Annotated in this window: 18 protein-coding genes; 9 read left to right on the forward strand and 9 right to left on the reverse strand. The window is 70.1% G+C overall.

Going from position 1 to position 19,905, the window contains the following annotated elements; all coding sequences use genetic code 11:
* Window positions 1-113 precede the first annotated feature (113 nt).
* Genes CUJ89_RS29045 through CUJ89_RS29075 form a run of 7 tightly spaced genes read left to right on the forward strand, consistent with a single transcriptional unit; the run spans window position 114 to window position 6,929 of the window.
* Entirely contained in the window at window positions 114-1,196 is a 1,083-nt protein-coding gene (locus CUJ89_RS29045; protein WP_114180730.1) for an ABC transporter ATP-binding protein, read from the forward strand.
* Complete coding sequence (locus CUJ89_RS29050) at window positions 1,197-2,174, forward strand: ABC transporter permease (protein ID WP_114180731.1); 978 nt, start codon at window positions 1,197-1,199, stop codon at window positions 2,172-2,174.
* On the forward strand, window positions 2,171-2,965 hold the full coding sequence (locus CUJ89_RS29055; protein ID WP_048245245.1) for an ABC transporter permease: 795 nt from the start codon (window positions 2,171-2,173) through the stop codon (window positions 2,963-2,965). Before CUJ89_RS29050 ends, CUJ89_RS29055 begins: the two co-directional genes overlap by 4 nt.
* Window positions 2,965-3,312 (forward strand): (2Fe-2S)-binding protein, encoded by a 348-nt coding sequence (locus tag CUJ89_RS29060; protein WP_114180732.1) that lies wholly within the window; start codon window positions 2,965-2,967, stop codon window positions 3,310-3,312. Before CUJ89_RS29055 ends, CUJ89_RS29060 begins: the two co-directional genes overlap by 1 nt.
* Complete coding sequence (locus CUJ89_RS29065; RefSeq protein WP_114180733.1) at window positions 3,309-4,742, forward strand: NAD(P)/FAD-dependent oxidoreductase; 1,434 nt, start codon at window positions 3,309-3,311, stop codon at window positions 4,740-4,742. Before CUJ89_RS29060 ends, CUJ89_RS29065 begins: the two co-directional genes overlap by 4 nt.
* Complete coding sequence (locus CUJ89_RS29070) at window positions 4,735-5,886, forward strand: NAD(P)/FAD-dependent oxidoreductase (RefSeq protein WP_114180734.1); 1,152 nt, start codon at window positions 4,735-4,737, stop codon at window positions 5,884-5,886. The genes CUJ89_RS29065 and CUJ89_RS29070 overlap by 8 nt, the downstream gene beginning before the upstream one ends.
* Window positions 5,883-6,929: an ABC transporter substrate-binding protein gene (locus CUJ89_RS29075; RefSeq protein ID WP_114180735.1), complete on the forward strand. Its 1,047-nt coding sequence runs from the start codon at window positions 5,883-5,885 to the stop codon at window positions 6,927-6,929. The genes CUJ89_RS29070 and CUJ89_RS29075 overlap by 4 nt, the downstream gene beginning before the upstream one ends.
* A gap of 21 nt (window positions 6,930-6,950) precedes the next feature.
* Here CUJ89_RS29075 and CUJ89_RS29080 read toward each other — a convergent pair whose 3' ends face one another.
* The 7 genes from CUJ89_RS29080 to CUJ89_RS29110 form a co-directional block, all read right to left on the reverse strand.
* On the reverse strand, window positions 6,951-8,282 hold the full coding sequence (locus CUJ89_RS29080) for a serine hydrolase domain-containing protein (protein WP_114180736.1): 1,332 nt from the start codon (window positions 8,280-8,282) through the stop codon (window positions 6,951-6,953).
* A 47-nt stretch (window positions 8,283-8,329) separates the two neighbouring features.
* A complete protein-coding gene (locus CUJ89_RS29085) occupies window positions 8,330-8,719 on the reverse strand; it encodes a BON domain-containing protein (RefSeq protein WP_114180737.1) in 390 nt (129 codons plus the stop codon).
* A gap of 38 nt (window positions 8,720-8,757) precedes the next feature.
* Window positions 8,758-9,816: a porin gene (locus tag CUJ89_RS29090; RefSeq protein WP_114181615.1), complete on the reverse strand. Its 1,059-nt coding sequence runs from the start codon at window positions 9,814-9,816 to the stop codon at window positions 8,758-8,760.
* A gap of 104 nt (window positions 9,817-9,920) precedes the next feature.
* Window positions 9,921-11,219 carry an MFS transporter gene (locus tag CUJ89_RS29095; RefSeq protein ID WP_114180738.1) on the reverse strand — a complete coding sequence of 433 codons (1,299 nt, stop codon included), beginning with the start codon at window positions 11,217-11,219 and terminating at the stop codon, window positions 9,921-9,923.
* Window positions 11,220-11,263: 44 nt separating this feature from the next.
* Complete coding sequence (locus tag CUJ89_RS29100) at window positions 11,264-12,418, reverse strand: CaiB/BaiF CoA transferase family protein (protein WP_114180739.1); 1,155 nt, start codon at window positions 12,416-12,418, stop codon at window positions 11,264-11,266.
* A complete protein-coding gene (locus tag CUJ89_RS29105) occupies window positions 12,415-13,602 on the reverse strand; it encodes an acyl-CoA dehydrogenase family protein (RefSeq protein WP_114180740.1) in 1,188 nt (395 codons plus the stop codon). The genes CUJ89_RS29100 and CUJ89_RS29105 overlap by 4 nt, the downstream gene beginning before the upstream one ends.
* A gap of 11 nt (window positions 13,603-13,613) precedes the next feature.
* Window positions 13,614-15,167 carry an AMP-binding protein gene (locus tag CUJ89_RS29110; RefSeq protein WP_114180741.1) on the reverse strand — a complete coding sequence of 518 codons (1,554 nt, stop codon included), beginning with the start codon at window positions 15,165-15,167 and terminating at the stop codon, window positions 13,614-13,616.
* Window positions 15,168-15,269: 102 nt separating this feature from the next.
* Here CUJ89_RS29110 and CUJ89_RS29115 point away from each other — a divergent pair, with 102 nt between their 5' ends.
* Window positions 15,270-16,160, forward strand: a complete 891-nt coding sequence (locus CUJ89_RS29115; protein ID WP_114180742.1) for a LysR family transcriptional regulator — start codon at window positions 15,270-15,272, stop codon at window positions 16,158-16,160.
* Between the two features lie 134 nt (window positions 16,161-16,294).
* Window positions 16,295-17,632, forward strand: a complete 1,338-nt coding sequence (locus CUJ89_RS29120) for an MFS transporter (protein WP_114180743.1) — start codon at window positions 16,295-16,297, stop codon at window positions 17,630-17,632.
* An 11-nt stretch (window positions 17,633-17,643) separates the two neighbouring features.
* Here CUJ89_RS29120 and CUJ89_RS29125 read toward each other — a convergent pair whose 3' ends face one another.
* The gene (locus CUJ89_RS29125) at window positions 17,644-18,654 is read right to left on the reverse strand and encodes a 3-hydroxybutyryl-CoA dehydrogenase (protein WP_114180744.1); all 1,011 of its coding nucleotides are present in this window, start codon (window positions 18,652-18,654) and stop codon (window positions 17,644-17,646) included.
* Window positions 18,651-19,757 carry an NAD/NADP-dependent octopine/nopaline dehydrogenase family protein gene (locus CUJ89_RS29130; protein WP_114180745.1) on the reverse strand — a complete coding sequence of 369 codons (1,107 nt, stop codon included), beginning with the start codon at window positions 19,755-19,757 and terminating at the stop codon, window positions 18,651-18,653. Before CUJ89_RS29130 ends, CUJ89_RS29125 begins: the two co-directional genes overlap by 4 nt.
* Window positions 19,758-19,905: the final 148 nt, after the last annotated feature.

Raw genomic sequence — 19,905 nt, forward strand, 5'->3', positions numbered from 1 at the left:
TTCCGAAATTCATCCCGATCAGCAGAATTCGAAATTGACGCGCCGAAATATGGCTGGCTAGAGTCCGCGTCAATGGCGCACCGGCTACGCGGTGTGCGAACCCGGAGTGCCTCATGTCGTTTCTCACGCTTACGGATCTGACGAAAACCTTCGGCGAGCTCACCGCCGTCGCCGACGTCAACCTGTCGGTCGAACAAGGCGAGTTCGTGTCGCTGCTCGGGCCGTCGGGTTGCGGCAAGACCACGACGCTGCAGATGATCGCCGGCTTCGTCGACGTCACGCGCGGCCGCATCGCGCTCGACGGACAGGACATCACGCACCTGAAGCCGAACCGCCGCGGGCTCGGCATCGTGTTCCAGAGCTATGCGCTGTTTCCGCACATGAGCGTCGCGGAGAACGTCGGCTTCGGCCTCGACATGCGCGGCGTCGACAAGGCCGAACGCGCCGAGCGCATCCGCGCGGCACTCGCGCTGGTGCGCCTCGATTCGCTCGCGCACCGCTTTCCGCGCGAGCTGTCGGGCGGCCAGCGACAGCGCGTCGCGATCGCGCGCGCGGTCGTGATCGAGCCGCCGGTGCTGCTGCTCGACGAACCGATGTCGAACCTCGACGCGAAGCTGCGCGAGGACATGCAGTTCGAACTGCGCGCGATCCAGCGCAAGATCGGCACGACGACGATCATGGTCACGCACGATCAATCGGAAGCGCTGTCGATCAGCGACCGCGTGGTCGTGATGGAAGCCGGCCGCATCACGCAGACCGACACGCCGTACCGCGCGTACGAGCGCCCGGAAACCCGGTTCGTGTCGCAGTTCATCGGCAAGGCGAACCTGCTGCCCGGCACGATCGTCGCGCACGACGGCGACGCGATCCGCATCGACCTCGGGCACGATCTCGCCGAAACGGGACGCACTGCCCACCTGCCGCCGCGCGAGCGCGACGTGCGCGTCGGCGATGCCGTGTCGGTCTGCATCCGTCCCGAGAAGCTGCGGCTGTGCGCACCCGATGCGGGCCGCTTCGCCGCGACCGTCACGAGCCGCTTCTTCCTCGGCAGCCAGTGGCTGTACCGCGTCGACAGCGCGCTCGGCGAAGTGCTGGTGTGCTGCCAGAACGAAGGCGCGGAGCCCCTCGCCGAAGGCGCGCCGGTCGGCATCGACTGGCACAGCGACGCGGTGCGCGTGATGCGCCGGGAGGCCTGAATGCGACAGCCTTCCCGCCCGCTGCCCACCGACGGCACGACGGCCGGCCTCGCGCGGCCGGCCGCGCCCGACGCCATGCCGGCACGCGCCGCCACCGGACCCGTGCGACGCGCGACGTGGCGCGCGCATGCGCCGCTGTGGCTGATGTGCGCGCCCGCGTTCGCGCTGTTCGCCGCGCTCGTGCTCGTGCCGCTCGCGATGACGTTCGCGCTGACGTTCTACCGCTTCGACCCGGCCACGGGGCCGATCGCCGCGCTCCAGTTCGGCAACTACACGGAAGTGCTCGGCTCGTCGTACTTCCACACGATCTTCGCGCGCACGTTCGGGATCGCCGCGCTGACGACCGCGATCTGCGTCGCGATCGGCACGCCGGAAGCGTACGTGCTGTCGAAAATGCGCGACCCGTGGCGCTCGCTGTTCCTGCTTGCGATCCTCGCGCCGCTGCTCGTGTCGGTCGTCGTGCGCGCGTTCGGCTGGAGCATGCTGCTGAACACGAGCGGGCTCGTGAACCAGGCATTCGGGCTCGTCGGCCTCGGGCCCTACAAGCTCGAATACACGACCTTCGCGATCGTGATCGCGCTGGTGCACGTGATGCTGCCGTTCATGGTGATCCCCGTATGGACCGCGCTGCAACGGCTCGATCCGCAGACCGAGCACGCGGCACTGTCGCTCGGCGCATCGCCGTTCACGACGCTGCGCCGCATCGTGGTGCCGCAGCTCATGCCGGGCGTGCTGTCGGGCAGCCTGATGGTGTTCGGGCTGTCGGCGAGCGCGTTCGCGATTCCCGGCCTGCTCGGCGGACGCCGGCTGAAGGTCGCGGCCACGGCCGTGTACGACGAATTCCTCGGCTCGCTGAACTGGCCGCTCGGCGCGACGATCGCGGTGCTGCTGCTGGTCGCGAACCTCGTCGTGATGCTCACCTACTACCGCGTGCTCGAACGCCGCTACGCGCGCAGCCTCGGAGGCGCATCCCGATGAGAAAGAACGGCCCCTTCGCCCTCGCATTCCATACGCTCGTGATCCTGTTCGTGCTCGCGCCGCTCGCGATCGTCGTGCTCGTCGCGTTCACGCCCGACGAAACGCTGACGCTGCCGACGCACGGGCTGTCGCTGCGCTGGTTCCGCGCGATCCTCGACTATCCCGACTTCGTCACCGCGTTCTTCAACAGCGTGAAGCTCGCGTTCGCATCGGCCACGCTGTCGCTCGCGATCGCATTGCCGGCCGGCCTCGCCATCGGCCGCGCGGCGTTTCCCGGCCGCGCGTTCCTGAACGGCCTGCTGCTGTCGCCGCTCGTGATCCCCGGCCTCGTGCTCGGCATCGCGCTGCTGCGCTTCTTTGCGCTGATCGGCGCGACCGGCTCGTTCGCGTGGCTCGTGCTCGCGCACATGATCGTCATCACGCCGTTCGTGATGCGGCTCGTGCTCGCGTCCGTCGCGGGCCTCGACCGCAGCATCGAGCAGGCCGCGTGCTCGCTCGGCGCGGACCCGTGGACGACGTTCCGCCGCATCACGCTGCCGATGATCGTGCCCGGCATCACGGGCGGCTGGCTGCTCGCGTTCATCAACAGTTTCGATGAACTGACGATGTCGATCTTCGTCACGTCGCCGCAAACGGTCACGCTGCCCGTGCGCATGTACATGTACGCGACCGAATCGATCGACCCGATGATGGCGTCGGTGTCGGCGCTCGTCATCTTCATCACCGCCGGCGCGATGCTGCTGCTCGATCGCGTGTACGGCCTGAACCGCATCCTGATCGGCCAACACTGATGACGACTCCCGTTTCCCGTTCCACCGGTACGGCAGCCGACGGCGCGCAGTTCGTGCGCGTCGCCGAGCGCGAGCGCGCCGCCATCGCGTTCACGCTCGACGGCCACCCCGCGCAGGCGCTCGCCGGCGACACCGTCCTCACCGCGATCCTCGTCGCGCAGCGCCGCGTGCGCACGAGCGAATTCAGCGGCCAGCCGCGCGCGGGTTTCTGCCTGATCGGCGCGTGCCAGGATTGCTGGGTGCGCACCGAGGCCGGCGCGCGCATGCGTGCGTGCTCGACGCCGATCGCCGAAGGCATGCGGATCGTGACCGGCGCGCAGCCCACACCGGACGGAGGCGCGCAATGAACGACGCACTGCAACCGGTGATCGTCGGCGCGGGGCCGGCCGGCGTGCGCGCGGCCGAGGCGCTGGTCGACGCGGGGCTGCGCCCCGTCGTGATCGACGAGAACGCGCGCTGGGGCGGGCAGATTTACCGGCAACCGCCCGCCGACGGCGCTTTCGCGCGCGGCAAGCGTGCGCTGTACGGCTTCGAGACCGCGAAAGCCGACGCCGTGCACCGGACGATGGCCGCGCTGCTGCCGCACGTCGACTACCGGCCGGGCACGCTCGCGTGGGCGTGCGGCGCGGGCCGCATCGATACGCTGCAGGACGGCCACGAAGTGACCGTGCCGTACTCGCACCTGATCGTCGCGAGCGGCGCGACCGATCGCATGCTGCCCGTGCCGGGCTGGACGCTCGCGGGCGTTTATACGCTCGGCGGCGCGCAGGTCGCATTGAAGGCGCAGGGCTGCGCGATCGGCCGGCGCATCGTGTTCGCGGGCACGGGGCCGCTGCTTTACCTCGTCGCGTACCAATATGCGAAGGCCGGTGCACAGGTCGCGGCCGTGCTCGATACGAGCCCGCTGCGCCGCCAGGCCGCCGCCGCGCCCGCGCTGCTGCGCATGCCGTCGACCTTCGCGAAGGGGCTCTACTACATCGGCTGGCTGCGCGCGCGTGGCGTCGCAATCGAGACGGGTGTCTCGCTCGAACGCGTGCTCGGCGAACAGCATGTGACGGGGCTTGCGTGGCGTGCCGCTGGCGACGATACGCAGCCGCGCCGGCTCGACTGCGATGCGCTCGGCCTCGGCTTCGGCCTGCGTTCGGAAACGCAGCTCGCCGATCTCGCCGGCTGCCGGTTCGGTTTCGATCCGGTCAATCGCGCGTGGCTGCCCGAGCGCGACGCGGCCGGCCGCACGTCGGTGCGCGGTATTTACGTCGCGGGCGACGGCGCGGGCATCGCGGGCGCCGACGCGGCCGAGGCATCGGGCCGGCGCGCGGCGCTCGCGTTGCTCGACGATGCCGGCATCGCGTCGCCATCGCCGCCCGGCAAACCCGATGCGGCGCGGCTCGATCGCACGCTCGCGCGCATCGGCGCGTTCCGCGCGGGCCTCGAAGCGGCGTTCGCGCCGCCGGCCGGGCTGGCCGCGCGCTGCCCCGACGACACGATCGTGTGCCGCTGCGAGGAGATCGACGCGGGCACGCTGCGGCGCTGCATCCGCGGCGGCGCAGCGACCGAACTCAACCGGCTGAAGGCGCTCACGCGCGTCGGGATGGGCCGCTGCCAGGGCCGCATGTGCGGCGACGCGGCCGCGCTCGTGCTGGCCGCCGAAACCGGCCGCCCGCTCGCCGACGTCGGGCGGTTGCGCGCGCAACCGCCCGTGAAGCCGTTCCCGATCTCCGCCGCGCTCGGCGGCGACGACGTCGCGGCGATTCCCGACGAGGCGCGCGATGAGTGAGATCCGGCATTACGACGTCGCGATCGTCGGCGGCGGCCTCGTCGGCGCGTCGGCTGCGCTCGCGCTGACGCAACGCAGGCTGCGCGTCGGGCTGTTCGAGCGGCGCGACTGCGGCGCGCAGGCAAGCGGCGTGAACTACGGCGGCGTGCGCTGTCAGGGCCGCCCCGCCGAGCAATTGCCGCTCGCGCTGCGCGCGCGGCGCATCTGGGACAACCTGCCCGGGCTGATCGGCATCGACGGCGAATTCGTCGTGTCGGGCCACTTGCGGCTCGCGCGCAGCGACGCCGATCTCGACGCACTCGACGCGTACGCGACGCTCGCCGCCGAACACGGCTTGCCGCTGCAGGTGATGCGCGGCGATGCGTTCCGCCGCCGCTATCCGTGGCTCGGCCGCGCGGCGCTCGGCGGCTCGCTGTGCGAAACCGACGGCCATGCGAACCCGCGCCTCGTGTCGCCCGCGTTCGCACGCGCGGCCCGCGCGGCGGGCGCGGACGTGTTCGAGCACACGCCTGTCGACGACGTCCGGTACGACGGCACGCGTTTCCACGTCAAGGCGGGCGGCCGCGCGAGCACCGCGACATGGCTGATCAATTCGGCCGGCGCGTGGGCGAACACGATCGCCGGACGTTTCGGCGAAGCCGTGCCGATGGAGCCGATCTACCCGAACATGTGGGTCACCGAACCGCTGCCGCCGGTCATCGCGCACAACCTCGGCGTGTACGGCGGCGGCGTGTACGCGCGGCAGGTCGCGCGCGGCAACTGCGTGATCGGCGGCGGGCGCGGCCGCGGCGACGGCGAGTTCGGCCAGCCGTCGGTCGATACGACGCGCGCGGTGATGCGCGACGCGTGCGCGCTGCTGCCCGCGCTGCGCGACGCGCTGCTGATCCGCACGTGGAGCGGCGTCGAAGGCTGCACGCCCGACCACAACCCGATCATCGGCCAGAGCCGCACGACACCGCACCTGCTGCATGCATTCGGTTTTTCCGGTGGCGGCTTCCTGCTCGCGCCGGGCGTCGGTGACGTGCTCGCCGATCTCGTCACGACCGGCGAAACCGCCACGCCACTCGATGCATTCTCGATCGGCCGCTTCGCACCGCAGTCTGAGCCGACCGTCCCACTTCCCCACGAGGAGACCCAAAGATGAAACTGCACGGAACGATCGCGGCGGCCGCCGCCCTCTGCATCGCAGGCGCCAGCGTGCCCGCGTTCGCGCAAACGAAGACGATCTACGTCGGCATGAACGGCGGGCCGATGGAAAAGGCCTATACGAGCCAGGTGCTGCCCGACTTCGAGAAGGCGAACAACGTGAAGGTCGTCGTCGTGCCCGGCACGTCGTCGGACGTGCTCGCGAAACTGCTCGCGAACCGCAACAAGCCGCAGATCCACGTCGCGTTCCTCGACGACGGCGTGATGGCGCGCGCGGTCAGCCTCGGCGTGTGCCAGAAGCTCGACGATTCGCCGGTGCTGAAGGAGCTGTACCCGTTCGCGCGGATGAAGGACGACGTCGGCGCGGGCGTGCAGCTCGGGATGACCGGCATCGCGTACAACAAGAAGCTGTTCGCGGACAAGGGCTGGGCGCCGCCGACGTCGTGGATGGATTTCGCCGATCCGAAATACAAGGGCAAGGTCGTGTTCCAGTCGGCGTCGAGCAGCACGTTCGGGTTGCACGGCTTCCTCGCGATCAACCGGCTGCTCGGCGGCAGCGAGCAGAACGTCGAGCCCGGCTTCAGCAAGTGGGCGAGCACGGTCGGGCCGAACGTCGTCGAGTACATCCCGAACTCGGCGAAGATCTCCGAGATGGTGCAGACCGGCGAAGCCGGCCTGTTCCCGCTCACGCCGACGGGCGTCGGCGACCTGCAGGACAAGGGCATTCCCGTCGCGTACGCGAACCCGAAGGAAGGCCCGGTGCTGCTGCTCGTCGACCTGTGCGTCGTCGCGAACAATCCCGATCCGCAACTCGCGCAGAAGCTCGCGCAGTTCCTGCTGTCCGCGCCCGCGCAGACGAAGGCTGCCGAGGCCGGCAAGCAGATCCCGACCAACCGCGGTGCGAAAATGCCGGCCGCGATGCAGCAGAGCCTCGGCAATGTCGACGATCTCGTGCGCAAGGTGACGGTGGTCGACTGGGCCGCGATCAACGCGCGCCGCGCGCAGTGGGATACGCGCTGGAACCGGCAGATCGAGCGGTAACCACGCGGGCGCGTGGGCGCGCTACCGCAGCCGATCCGCGACCGCGCGCGCCACGGTGCTCAGCGCATCGCCGCGTTCGAGCGCCGCGCGCGGCCGCGACGCTTCGCCCTGTGCATCGAGCGCGCGCGGCGCGAAGTCCGGCGACGACGAAAACTTGACGATCGTCAACGCGGTCTTCGGTTCGACCAGGATCGACTGGCCGAACCGCCCCGCCGCCGCGAACGATCCGTCGCCGTCGTTCACCTGGTACCAGTAGTCGCGATACGCATAGCCGTCCTTGCCGGGGATCACGTTGCCCTTCGCGAACAGCGCCGCGTTGTGCGCAGGCTGCAACGCCGCGCGAATCGTCGCGGCTGGCAGCGTGCCCGGCGCGCCGCCAAGCCCGGTGCGCACGCGTTCCGCGAAGCGCGCGGCATCGCGCAGCGTCGTGTACAGCCCGCCGCTCGCCATCGCCATCGCGTTGCGATCCACCGCGACGTACGCATCGTCTTCCGCGAAATCGCGCCACAGCCACCGCTCGACCAGCGCGCTCCACGACTGCCCCGTCGCGCGCTGCATCGCCCACGCGACGGCTTCCGGCGAACCGTTCTGGTAGAACCACGCGCTGCCCGGCGCCACGTCCGGCACGCGTTGCACGGTCAGCAGGAAATCGACGATGCTGGCCGGCGCGCCTTCGCGGTGCGGCACCAGCCCGACGGCGCCGAACAAGCCGAGATCGGGCGGTATGCCCGGCGCGTACGCGGTGGGCACTTCCATGTCCAGGTTCTGTTGCAGCGTCGCGCTGCCGAACGGCGTGTCGGCCAGTTCCGGCACCGCGCGCAACAGCGGCGCGCCTGCATCGAGCACGCCCGATTCGATCATCTGTGCAGCCAGCAGGCCCGTCACCGATTTCGTCATCGACGCCCATGCGTGCGGCTGGTCGGGCCGGAAGCCGTCGAAATACCGCTCGTAGACGATCCGGCCGCGCTGCACGACGATGAAGCCGTCGGTATGGGTCGCGCGCAGATACGCGTCGAGCGTCAGCGTCTCGCCGCCGATTGTCACGGGCAGCGTGTCGAGACCGGGCGCCGGGCGCTCGGGGAGCGGCATCGGCGCGGCCGCGTGCCGGATGCCGGCCGTCGGCGCGAGCAGCCGCGTGTTGCCCAACGCCCAGCGCAGGCGCGCAGGCGTGAACGCGTTCGCCTTGTTGACGACCTGGTCGGCCGGCGGCGGAAAGCTCTGCATCACGCCCGGCGTGGCGGCGTCGGTTGCGGCGGGCGCAGTCGCGGCGAACGCGAGCCCGCCGGCCAGCACGAAGGTGCCGGCAATCCGGCCGGTGCGCCGGGTAGTAGTAAAGCATCGATCGAATCGCATCGAGTCATGCCTCTTAGTGGAAAGTGAACGGGCGATGCGCCCGGACATCAGGGTTGCTGGCCGTCGATTCGCAACAGGTTCGCCACCGACGCGACACCGTCGACGCGCCGCGCGACCGCAGCCGCGAGATTCGCCTGGTTGGTATCCGTGACCGAGCCGGCCAGCGTCACGCTGCCGTCGCGCACGCGCACGAGGATGCGCGTCACGTTCAGGTTTTTCGTGCGCGCGAGCGTGGTGCTGACGCGCCGTTTCAGCTTGCGGTCGGCCGCCTTGCGTTGCGCAGGCGACAGGCTGGCTGACGTAGACGCCTGCACGGATTCTTGCGCGGCCGCCGAGGATCGAACCACCGCGCTCGCGGCGTCGGATTGCGCGTGCGCGGCGACGGTCCAGCAGGCAGCCATCAGCAGCCCCGCGGCAAGTTGGCATGAAATACGCATGATCGAATCGCACTCCTGAAAAATCGTTGAACAAAACCTCAGAACTGCGTCATCAGGCCGATCGACACACCGGTCGTCGCGCTCGCGCCGCGCCGCATGTTCAGCGCCGCGATCGTCGTGGGGTCGCGCATGTACGCGCCGGTCATCCCGTTGCGATCGACCTCGACATACAGCTCGGTGCGCTTCGACAGGAAGTACTCGGCGATCGCATAGGTCGTCAGCTTGTGGCCGTCTGCGTCCGACACGTTGCCGAGATTGCGCGCGCGGTCGTAAAACGCGGCCGCGCTCAACTGCACCGACGGCAGCGGCTGCACGACGACACCGAACGACGGGATATCGTCGCGCCGCGACGGCGCACCGGCCTTGCTCGCGGTCACGTTCAGCGACGCATAGCTCAGGTAGAAGCGCGCGCGGCCGAGCTGCAGCGTACCGCCCGCCTGGATCGTCTGCGCCGACTGCGAGCCGTCCGGGCTGTAGGTCTTCGCGTACGACACGCCGCCCATCAAGTCTGAAAACGTGTACATCGCGGCGGCCGAATAGCTGGTGCCCGCATGCGTGCTGCCCGCGACGCCGCCGGGCGAATAGTTCGCGCCGAACCGCAAGCCGCCCGCCTGCCCGAGATACTTGATCATGTTGTTGAAGCGCGAGTCGAGCGTGAAGAAGTTGCCGTCGAACAGCACGCCCGGTTCGACGGCGAGCGACTGCCCGCGCCCGCCGAGCGGATCGAGCGCGATGCCGAGATCCTCCGCGACGTTGAACTGGCGGCCGAGCGTCAAGCGACCGAAATCGCCGGTCAGGCCGACATACGCGGCCTGCGAGAACAGCGTTCCGGACGTCTTCAACGCGCCGGTGCCGCTGTTGAACGCGCCGTCGAGCACGAACAGTGCCTTCAGCCCGCCGCCGAGATCCTCCTTGCCGCGAATGCCGAACTCGTTGCCCGCGATGATGTTGTTGTTGAAGCCGACCTGGCTGCCGCCCGGCAGCCCGTTGACCCAGCGCACGCCACCGCCAATCCGGCCGAACAGCGTCACGCTCGACTGCGCGTGCGCACTCCCGCACAGCGCGCCCACCAGCGCCGCCGCGATCATCTTCTTCATGTCTCCTCCTGCCGCGTCGTTGCGCGGCGTATCGTTGTACTGCCTACCGTCGAAAGGCGCCGCCACCCGACACTCGGGCCGCGCGCCGAATGCGATGCGCGGTGCTAGCGGCCGCACGCGCCGACCGGCGGCACGGCACGCTCCGGTTCGCCGGCGAGGCGCCGCAGCGAGCGCTGCGGATCGAGGCACCATGCGCCGAGCACGCCGCATGCGATCAGCACGACGCCGCACACGACGCTCGCCTGTTCGAAGCCGCGCGCGACCGACGCGCCGGCCGCCTCGATCAGCATCCCCGTGACGACCGGCGCACCCAGGCCTGCGAGCGATGCGAAGCCGTTGCTGAGCGCGAGCACGCCGCCGCGCTGGGTATCCGGCGTCACCTCGGCGAGCATCGCGGGACCGATCGAGTACATCGTCAGCGTCAAGCCGCTGCCGAGCGTCAGCAGCACGAGCTTCGCCGCGCTCGGCACCTCCGGCACCGGCAGCACGGCCAGCATCGCGCCGGCGACCGCAAGCGTGACCGCGACAAACGTGCCGCGCCCGTGGCGCGACGGCATGCCGCGCGCGAGCAGCGTCTGCGACAGCCACGCGAGCGCGAGACTGAGCGGCGACGTGACCGCGACGAACAGCGCGAACATGCGCCCGGCCTCGTGCGGCCCGAAGCCGAGCCCGAGTTGCAGGTAGGTCGGCATCCACGTGAGCGTCATCGCGAGAATCCAGTTCGCCGCGAAATGGCCGAGGAAGTTGCCGAGCACCGTGCGGTCGGTCAGCAGCCGCCCGTACGGCACGCGTTCGCCACCGGTCGCGCGCGGGCCGCGCGACAGCGTGCCCTCCTCGCCGACTACCGCCCATGCAATGCACCACACGACTCCGAGCAGTGCCAGTACCGCGAAATTCGCGCGCCAGCCCCAGTGCGTCGTGATGACCGGAATCGCGAGCCCCGCGATCAGCAGGCCGAGCGCGCTGCCCTGATGCAGCAGCGCGACGGGGAGATTGCGCCGCGTATCGGGAAACCACTTGTAGATCGCATGCGTGGCGACCGGCGACGCAGGCCCTTCGCCGATGCCGAGCAGCACGCGGCATGCGATGACGACCCAGATCGAGCTCGCGGCGAGCATCGGCAGTTGCAGCAATGCCCACGCGGCCGCCATCGCGAACAGCAGCCATTTCGCGGGCCAGCGGTTTGCGGCGATACCGCCCGCGACCGCCGCGACCGCGAACAGCCAGTTGAGGCTGCCGCCGATCACGCCGAACTGCGTCGGGCTCAGATGCAGGTCGCGCATCATCGGCACCGACACGAGGCCGAGCACGACCTTGTCGAGAAAATTCACCAGCATCATCAGCGCGAGCATCGTCGCGATGGACCACGCCCGTCCGGGGCGGTACTGCGCACCATTCGTCATGGCTGTCTCCTGTTTCGTTATCGTGGGCGGCCGGGTGCGTCGCGCTAGCCGCCGCCGTGCTCGCCGGGTGCCGGCACGCGGTCGTCGCCGTCCGGCAGGCCGAGCGAGAATTTCACCGGGAAGCGCACCGCGAGCGTGCGGTCGGCCGCCACCTCGCGCACGACGCCGCGTGCACGCACGTGCGGATCGTCGAACACCGCGCCGGCGTCGGGCACCGGCGACAAGGGCAGCCCGAGCGCGCCGAGCACGCGCATCCAGTCTTCCTGCGTGCGCGTTGCGAAGGTCGCGCGCAACAACGCACCGAGTGCGTGCCGATGTTGCTGCCGGCCTGCGCGCTGCGCGAAGCGCGGTTCGCGCAGCGCCGGATACGCGTCGCCGAGCGCATCGGCAAGCGTCGCCCAAAACTTGTCCTCGAGCGTCGCGAGCACGATGTGCCGCCCGTCGGCGGTCTCGAACAGGTCGTTGTCGGGCATCACCCAGCGCGCGGTGTTCGGCGTATCGCGGCCCGTGCGCAGCGCCCACGCGGCTGGCGCGGTCCACGCAAAAATCGCGTCGTGGATCGACACGTCGAGATGCTGGCCGAGCCCGTTCGCGCGTGCGCTCATCACCGCGACGGCGAGCGCGAGCGCCGCATGCAGCGCGGCCGCATGATCGGCGAGCCGTACGCGCGGCCGCGCGACGGTGTCATGCAGTTGCGCGGGCACCGACCAGTAACCGGCATCGGCAAGAAAATTCAGGTCGTGGCCGGGACGGTTCGCATACGGGCCGTCCTGCCCGTAGCCGGTGATCGAGCACAGCACGACGCGCGGGTTCGCACGGGCAAGCGTGTCGTAATCGAGCCCGAGCCGCGTCATCACGCCGGGCCGGTTGCCTTCGACCACCGCATCGGCATCGCGCACGAGATCGAGAAAGTGCGCGCGGCCATCGGGTGTCTTCAGGTCGAGCACGATCGAGCGCTTGCCGCGGTTGAACTGTGCGAACGTGTCGTCGCCGAACCGCCGCAACGCGTCGCCGCCGGGCGGCTCGACCTTGATCACGTCGGCGCCGAGCTGGCGCAGCAGCGCGCAGGCATGCGGCCCGGGCAGCAGTTGGCCGGCATCGACGATCCGCACGCCGCGCAGGCACGACCACGCCGGCGCCTGGTCGTCGCCATCCGGCCAGGCGCCGCACGCGCCGCGTGCATCGTCGCGCGCCGTCATGCGTCGCGCCCCGCGCCGGCCGGATCGAGAATCGCCTTCGCGATCGCGTTGCGCTGGATCTCGCTCGTGCCGGTCAGGATCCGGAACATCCGCAGCTTGCGAAACGTCTGCTCGACCGGGTGGCCGCGCGTCACGCCGACATTGCCGTGGATCTGCACCGCCTTGTCCGCGACCTCGAAGCAGCGCTCGGACACATACAGCTTGCACGCGGACGCCGTCATCCGCAGGTCGGCGCCTGCGTCGGCGAGCGCGGCCGTGTGCGCGATCATGCTTTCGCATGCCCACAGCGCGGCGGCCATGTCGGCAAGCATGTGCTGGATCGCCTGGAAACGCGCGATCGGGCCGCCGAACTGCCGGCGCGTGCGCGCATGGTCGAGCGACGCGCGGTACGCGGACATCGCGAGGCCGAGCATCGTCGGGCAATGCAGCAGCCGGTTCACGTTGATGCGCGACATGCCGAGCCTGAAGCCGTTGCCGACCCCGCCGAACACGTTCTCGCGCGGCACACGCACGTCGACGAAGCGAATGTCCGCGTCGATATGCTGGCCGGACATCGGCACATACTCGTGTTCGACGCTCACGCCGGGCAGGTCGAGATCGACCAGCACTGCCGTGATCTGCGGCGGCGTCGCGGACGCATCGGTCACGCACATCACGATCGCGAAATCGGCGAACGGCGCGCCGCTGATGTAGTGCTTCGTGCCGTTGATGATGAACGAGTCGCCGACCTCGACCGCCGTGGTGCGAATGCTCATCGCATCCGAACCCGAGTGCGGTTCGGTCAGCGCGAAGCACGTCGATTTCTCGCCGCGCATCACCGGCTTGAAATAGCGTTCGAGCTGCGCGGGCGTCGCGTACTTCAGCATGTTGCCGATGCGCGGCGGCCCGCCGAGTTCACCGAGCACGTGCGGCGCGAGTGCCGCGCCCGATGCGGCCAGATCCGCCTTCAGCGCACACACTTCGACGATCGACAGCCCCTGGCCGCCCATCTCGACCGGCAGGCTGGCGGTATAGAAGCCGAGTGCGGCCGAGCGTTGCCACACCCGACGCAGCACGTCGCGCGGCCACGCATCTTCGGAACCGAGCCGCAGCTCGCGCTCGATCGGGCGCAGTTCGTCGTCGACGAAGCGCAGCACGGCCGCGCGCAGCGCGACGAATTCGGGGCGTTGCAGATGATCGAACATGACAGGCTCCTTCAGTTGACGCGGCGCGCGACACCGCGCCAGTACTGCTCGCGCACGAGCTTGCGGGCGATCTTGCCGCTCGCGTTCTTCGGCAGTTCCGCGACGAAATCGATGGTGCGCGGCAGCTTGTAGTCGGCGAGCAGCGCGCGGCAATGCGCGACGAGATCGGCCGCCTGCGCGCTGCGGCCGGAACGCAGCACGACGACGGCCTTCACGGCCTCGCCCCACTTGTCGTCGGGCACGCCGACGACGCATGCCTCGAGCACGCCTTCATGCCGGTAGAGCACCGCTTCGACTTCGGTCGGATACACGTTGAAGCCGCCCGAGATGATCATGTCGTGCTTGCGGTCGACCAGATAGACGAAGCCGTCGCGATCGGTGCGCGCGAGGTCGCCCGTGTGCAGCCAGCCGTCGACCAGCACCTCGCGCGTCAGCTCCGGCGCGTTCCAGTAGCCCTGGAAGACGTCCGCACCGCGAATCACGATCTCGCCGATCGCGTCGCCTTCGACTTCGCACCCGTCAGCGTCGACCACGCGCACCTCGGTCTCGCCGAGCGGCCGGCCGCAGGACGCGAGCCGCCCGCGGTCGTGCAGCAGCGCCTGCGCGTGATCGGCGATGCCGAGCCGCGTGACGCCCGACGTCGATTCGCTCGCGCCATAGCCTTGCGACAGCACGGGACCGATGCGCGCCCACGCCTCCTCGATGCGCGCCGGCGCCATCGGCGCCGCACCGTAGCCGAGCACCTTCAGGCTGCGCAGGTCGGCCTGCGCGAGATCGGGCTCGTTCAGCAGCATGTTGACCATCGCCGGCACCATGAACGTGTGCGTGATGCGCTGGCGCGCCACTTCGGCGAGGAAATGCGCGGGCTCGAACGCGTCGAACAGCACGAGCGTTGCGCCGCAGAACAGGTACGGCTGCATCAGCATCCCGGACGCGTGCGTGATCGGCCCGATCAGCGCGAGCCGGTCGCCGGGCTGCGCGGGACGGTCCATCCCCTGCACGATCTTGCGCAGCGACGCGAGCCGGTTGCCGTAGCTCTGCATCGCAGCCTTGATCCGCCCAGTCGAGCCGGACGAGAAATGCAGTACCGCGAGATCATCGGGTGCCGACGTGTAGTCGGGCGGCATGTCGCCGCCCTGGGCGAGCAACGCTTCGTAGTCGAGATAGCCGGCGACCGCGCCATCGAGCGACACGAACCGCTCGACCATGCCGAAGCCCGGCGAATCGGGCGTGTATTCCGTATAGCCGCGCCCGCCGATGAACGCGACGGGCGTGCAGTTGCCGACGACGTCGGCAGCCTCGGCAGCCGTGAAGCGCGGGTTCAACGCGGCCTTCACGAGGCCGGCCTTGTACAGCGCGCACTCGATCTCGACGAGTTCGATGCAGTTGCGCGCCTGCACGGCGATGCGCTCGCCGCGTGCGAAGCCGAGGCCGCGCAGCGCATTCGCGAGCCGCGTCGAACGCTCGTCGAGCTGGCGGTATGTGACGGCGCGGTCGCGGTGGATCACGGCGGGCTGGCTGCCCCAGTAACGGGCCGCGCGCCGCAGGAAGTAGGTGAAGCTCAAAGCGATTCTCCTGGTCGAACAGTGCCGCCAGTCTGTAAGATGCCAAGGCATCACTACAATGCATCAACGGATATAAAGTCATAACCGACAGGAATCCCCCGGATGGACACGCGCGATCTGGAGTACCTGCTGGCCGTGGAGCGGCACGGCAGCATCGGCAAGGCCGCCGAGGCGCTGGGGCTGTCACAGCCCGCGCTGACCAAGGCCGTGCAGCGGCTGGAGGCGCAGGTCGGCGTGACGCTGTTCGAGCGCACCGCGAACGGGATGACGCCGACGCCGGCCGGCGCGCGCTTCGTCGCCCGCGCGCAGCGGATCGCGCTCGAATTCGACGATGCGATGCAGGAGATGCGTGCGATCCGCGGCGGCGAGCAGGGCCTCGTGCGGATCGGCTACTCGCCGACCGTGCCTAACGCGGTCGTGCTCGGCGCATGCCGGCAGTTGATTCGCGAACGGCCGGCTGCACGGCTGCGGCTGCGCTGCCGGCTCGCGCGCGAACTGCTCGACCTGCTCGCGGCCGGCGAGCTCGACCTCGTCGTCGCGCCCGAACCGCAACGGCCGGACGCCGGGCTCGCCACCATCGCGCTGTTCGACGACCGGCTGACCGTGCTCGCCGACTCGGCACACCCGCTGCAACGCAAGCGCGCGCTCACGCTCGCGGATCTCGCCGATCAGGAATGGCTGTTGCCGGAAGCGACGATTCCCGTGCGGCACCGGATCGACGACGCGTTCCGCGCACGCGGGTTGCCGGCGCCGCGCCTGCGCGTCGAGACCGATTTCGGCAACACGTCGCTGCTGCAGTTGCTGCGCGGCACGCCGCTGCTGTGCGTCGGCGGCACCGATGCGCTCGACCCGGTGACCGGGCTGCGTGCGCTCGATCTGCGGGCCGGCGAACTCGAACTGGACCGGCGCATCGGTGCGATGCACCGGGCAGGCGCATACGTGCCTCCGCTCGCGCAGCGGATGATCGCGCTGCTGCGGGAAAGCGTGGCGTAGCGCCGCGACCATCATTTGCGGGAGTGATGACACTCCCCTTTTTCTGCGGATTTGACCGGGAAGGCGGTGCCGACAACACTAGCCCGCAGTGCCGCACAGACGGCACGCGCCCGCCTCCCCCTTCAGAGTCCGCCATGTACCCGACCGACACCGTGCAATCCCCGAGCGCCGCCCGGCCGCTCGCCGACCGGCAGCTTCGCCGGATCGTCATCGCCTCCGTCGCCGGCAACGCGATGGAGTGGTACGACTTTTTCGTCTATGGCACGGCCGCGGCGCTCGTGTTCGGCCACGTGTTCTTTCCGCCCGGCGCATCGCCGCTCGCGGGCAGCCTCGCCGCGTTCGCGGCGTTTGCGCTCGGCTTCGTCGCGCGGCCGCTCGGCGGAATCGTGTTCGGTCACATCGGCGACCGCTACGGGCGCAAGGCGTCGCTCGTGTGGACGCTGCTGATCATGGGCGCGTCGACCTTCGCGATCGGCCTGCTGCCGACCTACGCGCAAGTCGGCATGTGGGCGCCGGCGGCCCTCGTCGTGCTGCGCCTGCTGCAGGGCGTCGCGTCCGGCGGCGAATGGGGCGGCGGCGTGCTGATGATCAGCGAGAACGCGCCGCCCGAACAGCGCGGCTACTACGCGGCCTGGAGCCAGCTCGGCGTGGGCGGCGGCTTCGTGCTGTCGTCGGCCGCGTTTCTCGCCGCGCAGGCGCTGCCGGACGACGCGTTCCACGCGTGGGGCTGGCGGCTGCCGTTCCTCGCGAGCATCGCCATCTTCGCGATCGGCATCTATATCCGCCGCCATCTGCCGGAAAGCCGCGACTTCGAGCAGGCCGGCAAGCGCGGCGCGCACACGCATTTGCCGATCGTCGAGTGCATCCGCCGCCATCCGAAGGAAATCCTGCTCGCGATGGGGCTGCGCGTGGCCGAGAACGGCGGCGCGTACATCTTCCTCGCGTTCTCGCTCGTCTACGGCAAGTATGTCGGGATCCCGAACGGCGTGATGCTGACCGGCGTGATGATCGCGATGATCGTCGAGATGGGCGCGATGCTCGCGTGGGGCCGGCTGTCCGACCGGATCGGCCGCAAGCCCGTGTACCTGATCGGCGCGCTGAGCCTCGTCGCATGCGCGTTCCCGTTCTTCTGGCTGCTCGACACGCGCGCGACGCCGCTCGTGTGGCTCGCGCTCACGATCGGCACGGCCGTCAGCCACGGCGCGATGATCGGCACGCTGCCCGCGCTCGTCGGCGAGCTGTTCAGCACCGAGGTGCGCTACTCGGGCGTCGCGCTCGGCCACGAGGTCGCGTCGATCTTCGCGGGCGGAATGTCGCCGCTGATCGCGACCGCGTTGCTCGCGCGCTATCACGCGTCGTGGCCCGTGTCGCTGTTCCTCGTCGCGCTCGGCCTCGTCACCGTCGCGACGCTGTGCGTGATGCGCGAGACGCGCACCACGCATGCAGAAGGTTCGCGCGGCGACGCGGCGTGACCGCGCGACGCTCAGTGCCCGGCGTCGCGCCGCGCGCCGTCGAACGCCGGCGCGAGCCCGAGATGGTCGAGCAGCCGCGCGAATTCGCCGAGCCGCTGACGCATGTACGCGGGCACGTCGACCGCCGCATAGTCGTGGAAGCCGGCGCCCGTGCGCACGCCGTCGCGCCCGGCTTCCATGTTTCGCACCACGCTGTCGGCCGGCGCGAAGCGCGGGCCGATCTCGCCGGCCAGGTACTTCGACGCGTAATACAGGATGTCGCAGCCGCCCCAGTCGATGAATTCGAGCAACCCGAGCACCGCGAAACGCGGGCCGAAGCCGGTGCGGATCGCCATGTCGATGTCCTCTGCGCTCGCGACGCCTTCCTCGACCATCCGCGCGGCCTCGTTCATCGCGAGTGCCTGGATGCGCGGCACGATGTAGCCGGGCGCCGGCCCGCAGATCACCGGCTTCTTGCCGACGCGCACGAGCAGCGCCGCGAGTGCGTCGACGACGGATTGATCCGTCGCGTCGCTGCGGCTGATCTCGACGAGCGGCATCAGCAGCGCGGGATTCAGCCAGTGGGCGTTCAGCATCCGCGCGGGATGCGCGACATGGCGCTGCAGCTCGGTGACGACGAACGTCGACGTCGTCGACGCGATCGTTGCGCGCGCATCGACATGATCGCCGAGCCAGCGCAGCGCGCCGGCTTTCGCGTCGAGCACTTCGGGCAGCGCCTCGAACACGACATTCGCGCGGCGCACGGCGTGAGCCGCGCCGTCCCGCGCGACCAGCGCGATGCGCGCGACGACGGCATTCGCCTGCGCGGCATCGACACGACCGAGTGCGACCTGCGCGTGCAGCGGCCGCGCGATCTCGTCGCGCGTGCGCGCGTCGAATGCGCGCCATCCGGCCGCGTCGCGCGGCTTGAAGTCGATCAGCGTCACGTCGATGCCGGCGAATGCGAACACGAGCGCGATCCCCTGCCCCATGCGTCCCGCGCCGAGCACGTGCACGCGCGTCACGTCGGCGGCCGCCATCATGCTGCGTACCCCGCGTCGAGCAGGCCGCGCATCGCGTCGCGCGACAGCGCCGCGAGCCCGAGCCGCTCCAGCGTGCGGCCTTCCGCATACAGGTCGCGCACCGCGACGGCGCTCGCGATGCTCAGCAGCCCCTGCGCGACGGGCGTCGGCACGCCGGCCCAGCGCCCGCACGACACGATGAACGACAGCCCGAGCCGGGTGTCCTCGAGCATGTAGCGATGCGTACGCAGATCGATCTTCTCGCGCCAGTCGCCGCTATCGGTCAGCTTGCCGTGCGCGCCGCGCCCGTACATCCATTCGTCGCCTTCGGCCGCGTAGTGATCCGCGAGCGGGAAATGCGGCGCGCGGTAGCCGAGCGCTTCGCGCACCGCGATGCGTTCGGCGTCGAGCGCGTTCGTCACGCGGCGGATCGCCGGCTGCGTGCCTTCGTTGTGGATGTCCCACGCGTCGAAGTGTTCGAGCGGCCCGGCATTCATCAGGATCAGCGGCGGATGGATCACGGGCCCCGCGTTCATCAGCGCGCCGGACAACGCGTCCTCGACCGGCTCGACCGACGGATAGCCCGCGCGCAGCACGTCGAACGCCCAGCCGGCCGCGTTCGCGGGAAACACGCCGGTCGGCAGACGCGTCGCATACGCGCTGATCACGACCTCGTTGTCGCCATGCTTGCGCACCAGGTATGGCAGCGTGCCCGTCTCGGCGAACGCGATGCGCGAGCGGTTGCCGGCGTCGGCTGCCGCGCGCGCGAACACGACGCTGCCGAATGTGCCGGGCGGCAGGAACACGACCTGGCCGTCCTCGAGCAGCGGCGCGACCTGCGCGGCGAGCGTGTCGTGCACGGTGGCGGGCAGCGGCACCACGACGAGCCGCGCGCCGCGCAGCGCGGCCGCGAGATCGTCGGTCAGGCGGATCGCGCCAGACCCGTCGCCGAGCGGAACCGGCCGCTTGCCGCGATAGTCGGTCACGTTCAACGCGCCGAGCTCGCGCAGTCGCGCATGCGGCTCGCGGTCGCGCCGCCACCACGTCACGTCGTGCCCCTTCTCGAGCAGGTCGATGGCCGCCGCATGACAGCCGTGGCCGCCGCCCAGTACACATACCTTCATGTTCGTCTCCCGGTGATTGAGTGTTTCCGAGACTACGCGGCAGCACCCGCCGCGTCGCTTCAAAACGCGCAACGGCACGCCCGTTCGCGCAACGCAATCGCGACGATGCGCGCGCGCCGCTCGCGCCGCCCGCGCAAACCGCCGTGCC

It is taken from the genome of Burkholderia pyrrocinia (assembly GCF_003330765.1).
Taxonomy (GTDB): Bacteria; Pseudomonadota; Gammaproteobacteria; order Burkholderiales; family Burkholderiaceae; genus Burkholderia; species Burkholderia pyrrocinia_B.

Excerpts from the sequence above, each read along its gene's own strand:
- CUJ89_RS29045 (WP_114180730.1), top strand. The coding sequence starts at position 114 with ATGTCGTTTCTCACGCTTACGGATCTGACGAAAACCTTCGGCGAGCTC.
- CUJ89_RS29050 (WP_114180731.1), top strand. The coding sequence starts at position 1,197 with ATGCGACAGCCTTCCCGCCCGCTGCCCACCGACGGCACGACGGCCGGC.
- CUJ89_RS29055 (WP_048245245.1), top strand. The coding sequence starts at position 2,171 with ATGAGAAAGAACGGCCCCTTCGCCCTCGCATTCCATACGCTCGTGATC.
- CUJ89_RS29060 (WP_114180732.1), top strand. The coding sequence starts at position 2,965 with ATGACGACTCCCGTTTCCCGTTCCACCGGTACGGCAGCCGACGGCGCG.
- CUJ89_RS29065 (WP_114180733.1), top strand. The coding sequence starts at position 3,309 with ATGAACGACGCACTGCAACCGGTGATCGTCGGCGCGGGGCCGGCCGGC.
- CUJ89_RS29070 (WP_114180734.1), top strand. The coding sequence starts at position 4,735 with ATGAGTGAGATCCGGCATTACGACGTCGCGATCGTCGGCGGCGGCCTC.
- CUJ89_RS29075 (WP_114180735.1), top strand. The coding sequence starts at position 5,883 with ATGAAACTGCACGGAACGATCGCGGCGGCCGCCGCCCTCTGCATCGCA.
- CUJ89_RS29080 (WP_114180736.1), bottom strand. The coding sequence starts at position 8,282 with ATGCGATTCGATCGATGCTTTACTACTACCCGGCGCACCGGCCGGATT.
- CUJ89_RS29085 (WP_114180737.1), bottom strand. The coding sequence starts at position 8,719 with ATGCGTATTTCATGCCAACTTGCCGCGGGGCTGCTGATGGCTGCCTGC.
- CUJ89_RS29090 (WP_114181615.1), bottom strand. The coding sequence starts at position 9,816 with ATGAAGAAGATGATCGCGGCGGCGCTGGTGGGCGCGCTGTGCGGGAGT.
- CUJ89_RS29095 (WP_114180738.1), bottom strand. The coding sequence starts at position 11,219 with ATGACGAATGGTGCGCAGTACCGCCCCGGACGGGCGTGGTCCATCGCG.
- CUJ89_RS29100 (WP_114180739.1), bottom strand. The coding sequence starts at position 12,418 with ATGACGGCGCGCGACGATGCACGCGGCGCGTGCGGCGCCTGGCCGGAT.
- CUJ89_RS29105 (WP_114180740.1), bottom strand. The coding sequence starts at position 13,602 with ATGTTCGATCATCTGCAACGCCCCGAATTCGTCGCGCTGCGCGCGGCC.
- CUJ89_RS29115 (WP_114180742.1), top strand. The coding sequence starts at position 15,270 with ATGGACACGCGCGATCTGGAGTACCTGCTGGCCGTGGAGCGGCACGGC.
- CUJ89_RS29120 (WP_114180743.1), top strand. The coding sequence starts at position 16,295 with ATGTACCCGACCGACACCGTGCAATCCCCGAGCGCCGCCCGGCCGCTC.
- CUJ89_RS29125 (WP_114180744.1), bottom strand. The coding sequence starts at position 18,654 with ATGATGGCGGCCGCCGACGTGACGCGCGTGCACGTGCTCGGCGCGGGA.
- CUJ89_RS29130 (WP_114180745.1), bottom strand. The coding sequence starts at position 19,757 with ATGAAGGTATGTGTACTGGGCGGCGGCCACGGCTGTCATGCGGCGGCC.